Source organism: Spirulina sp. CCY15215 (assembly GCF_016888125.1).
In the GTDB taxonomy this organism is placed as follows: Bacteria; Cyanobacteriota; Cyanobacteriia; order Cyanobacteriales; family Spirulinaceae; genus CCY15215.
The window spans coordinates 1-3378 of the sequence record NZ_JACSWA010000577.1 but is presented as its reverse complement, the minus strand read 5'-3'; the positions used below and the strand labels follow the sequence as shown (position 1 = coordinate 3378).

The window sequence follows — 3378 nt, the reverse complement described above, 5'->3', positions numbered from 1 at the left end:
AATACAAAAGCACCCTAATTAAACAACTCCAAGGCGGTAGCGAAACTAATATAAAGCCGTCCTATAAGGACGGGGTTTCTACCCAATTTTTCGATGACAATTGTTGCCCTCGGCAGTATCAATATGGACTTGGTGATCAAGGCTCCCCGTTTGCCTAATGCGGGGGAAACATTAATGGGTCACGAATTTTTTTCGGCCTTTGGTGGCAAAGGCGCAAATCAAGCGGTTGCTGTTGCTAAACTTGGTCATCCCGTTCATTTTATTGGACAAGTGGGAGGGGATGATTTCGGTCAAACCCTGCTCTTGGCGTTAAATGTTGCTGGGGTCAACACGGATGGAATGTCCATTAACCCTAAAATGCACTCGGGAGTTGCTTCCATTGTCGTGAGCGAAACCGGGGAAAATACCATTGCTTGTGCGGCGGGAGCCAATGGTACGGTAGGAGAAAAAGAAGTAGCATACTTGAAAAACTTGCTCGGACTGACAAAAGTGGTCTTGTTGGAATTGGGTATTCCCCTCTCAACAATTATGCAAGCGGCTCAAGTGACTCGGGCTGCGGGAGTTCAGACGATTCTCGATCCGGCTCCGGTTCCTAATATCTTTCCCGAGGAGCTTTATTCTTTAGTTGATATTATTACTCCCAATGAGTTAGAGGCCAGTCAATTGGTGGGTTTTGATGTCCGCGATCGCGACACGGCAAAAAAGGCGGCCCAAGTCTTGCAGGAAAAGGGTGTGAAAACAGTGATTATCACCCTAGGAGAGCAAGGTGCTTGGTGTACTGGGGAAGAAGAGTGTTTTTGGCATGAAGCTATCCCCGTCGATGCGATAGATACCGTAGCAGCAGGAGATGCCTTTAATGGTGCCTTAGCGGTGGCTTTAGCGACGGGGAAACCCCTAAGAGAAGCAATACGTTGGGGTTCTGTTGCTGGTTCCCTCGCCGTGACCAAACTCGGCGCTCAATCTTCTTTGCCCGATCGCGGTACATTTCTGCAAGCGCTTAAAAATAGTTGATATTTAATCAGAAATTAAAGAAGGCGATCGCCTATTCTTCTGGTTTATAAGTTGATTGCACATATAATTCTTTTAATTGTTTTTCGTCAACTGTTGCAGGTGCATCAGTAAGGGGCGATCGCGCTTGTTGGGTCTTGGGAAAAGCAATCACATCGCGAATAGATTCTTCCCCAGCTAACAACATGACTAGGCGATCCAAACCATAAGCAATGCCCCCATGAGGAGGGGTACCATATTCAAAGGCTTCTAAGAGAAAACCAAACTTTTCGTTAGCTTCTTCTTTCGATAAGCCGATTGTTTCAAATACCTTTTCTTGGGTTTCCTTTTGATAAATTCGCAAACTTCCGCCGCCAATTTCCAAGCCATTATAAACCAAATCGTAAGCCTGCGCCCTTGCTGTTGTCAAATCTTCCAAATCTTCAGGATGGGGTGCAGTAAAGGGGTGATGGAGTGCTTCATAACGTTTCTCATCCCCATTCCATTCAAACATAGGAAACTCGGTAATCCAGAGTAAACTTAATTTATCGCGATCGATTAGTCCCATTTGATCCCCAACAACTTGACGCAATCGATCTAAAGACTTATTGACAATTTCCGTCTCTCCTGCTCCAAATAAGAGCAAATAGCCTTCTTTTGCACCAGTTTTTGCCAATAATTCTTCTTTTTGTTCCTCACTGAGATTATCTTTAATTGCGCCAATCGTGTCGATTTTACCATCTTTTTTGACCCGAATATAAGCGATCCCTTTTGCCCCAGCAATAGTCGCTTCTGTAAACAAATCTCCACCGGGTTTAATGCGTACATTAGAGATTTTATCGCCGTCGGGAATGGGAAGGACTTTAATAATACCGCCTTTTTTAACTGCACCAGAAAAAACTTTAAAACCGCTATCTTTTAAGAGTTGAGAAACTTCAACTAATTCTAAACCAAAACGGGTATCTGGGCGATCTGTCCCATATTTTGCCATTGCATCTTTATAGGTCAAACGAGGGAATGGACGGGGTAGTTCTATTCCTTTAACAGTTTTAAAAATGTAACAGGTTAATGCTTCATTTAACCCGATGATTTCATCTTCTGACATGAAACTCATTTCCATGTCTAATTGGGTAAATTCCGGCTGTCTGTCGGCGCGTAAATCTTCATCGCGAAAACAGCGTGCAATCTGATAATAGCGATCGCATCCCGCTACCATTAACATTTGCTTGAATAATTGCGGCGATTGAGGTAAAGCATACCATTGTCCTGGATTGACCCGCGAAGGAACGAGATAATCTCGCGCCCCTTCAGGAGTGGATTTTGTGAGAATTGGGGTTTCTACCTCAATAAAATGCTCTTCATCCTCTAAAAAGCGCCGCATGGCCTTGACCACTTGATGGCGTAAAATCAAATTGCGGGTCATGCGATCGCGCCGCAAGTCCAAATAACGGTATTTCAAGCGCAATTCTTCCTTAACCGTCTCCGTGTCTACCGTAGAAACTTGAAACGGTAATTGTTTGCTAACCCGGTTGAGGAGTGTAATGCGATCGGCGAAAATTTCAATCTCTCCCGTGGCAATTTTAGGATTAACCGAGTCTTGGGGACGTTGGCGGACTTTTCCCGTAACTTCAATTACATATTCATTTCTCAACCCATCCGCATCTTGATAGGATGTGGGAGTACGTTCGGGATCGCTAACAATTTGGATGGTTCCCGTGCGATCGCGCAAATCGATAAAAATAACCCCCCCGAGATCCCGACGGCGATCGACCCAACCGCAAAGGGTGACAGTTTCGCCGATATGACTGGCTTGCAAGGAAGAACAATATTCAGTACGCATAGGACTTGGGGTTTAACAAAAAAAATAACGCGGTTATCTATAGTAACAGAACTTCACACTCTGCCCATTATCTTCTCTTGTGGTTCATCATAGATCGGGAATGCCGATCGTGGAGATAAGATTGATGGGTTTATTTGACGCATTCCGCAAAAGTGGAAGCATCCAGAAACAAGTTACCCTCGGCCCCGCCGAAGGCTTTGCAGCTATTATGCTCTTAGTTGTTGCAGCCGATGGGTATTTAGCGGATGATGAAATTAGCTTGCTCAATGCAACTTTGGGGCGTATGAAGCTCTTTCGCAGCTATTCCGTTGATGTCATGCGCCGGATGTTTGATAACCTCTCGGGTATTTTGCGCCGAGATGGTGCCGACGTGCTGTTTAATGCTGCTATTGAGACACTTCCCCACGATCTTTACGAGACAGCCTTTGCGATCGCCACGGACCTCGTTTTAGCGGATGGGGAAGTGTCGAAGGAAGAAGAAGAATTACTAGGTAGTTTATGTCGAGCCTTGAATTTACCCCAAGACCAAGTAAATCAAATTATTCAAGTTA

General features: G+C 44.9%; 3 protein-coding genes. 2 read left to right on the top strand and 1 reads right to left on the bottom strand.

Features of this window, described 5'->3' with window-relative positions; all coding sequences use genetic code 11:
• The first annotated feature begins 93 nt into the window (after positions 1 to 93).
• The gene (gene rbsK / locus JUI58_RS20380) at positions 94 to 1011 is read left to right on the top strand and encodes a ribokinase (protein ID WP_204105652.1); all 918 of its coding nucleotides are present in this window, start codon (positions 94 to 96) and stop codon (positions 1009 to 1011) included.
• A 31-nt stretch (positions 1012 to 1042) separates the two neighbouring features.
• Here rbsK and aspS read toward each other — a convergent pair whose 3' ends face one another.
• Positions 1043 to 2827 carry an aspartate--tRNA ligase gene (gene aspS, locus JUI58_RS20375; RefSeq protein WP_204105651.1) on the bottom strand — a complete coding sequence of 595 codons (1785 nt, stop codon included), beginning with the start codon at positions 2825 to 2827 and terminating at the stop codon, positions 1043 to 1045.
• Positions 2828 to 2951: 124 nt separating this feature from the next.
• Here aspS and JUI58_RS20370 point away from each other — a divergent pair.
• Positions 2952 to 3378 (top strand): tellurite resistance TerB family protein (locus JUI58_RS20370; protein ID WP_348539937.1); only part of this gene is annotated, 427 nt, incomplete at its 3' end.

Coding starts and splice junctions, on each gene's coding strand:
- aspS (WP_204105651.1), bottom strand. CDS start 2,827: ATGCGTACTGAATATTGTTCTTCCTTGCAAGCCAGTCATATCGGCGAA.
- rbsK (WP_204105652.1), top strand. CDS start 94: ATGACAATTGTTGCCCTCGGCAGTATCAATATGGACTTGGTGATCAAG.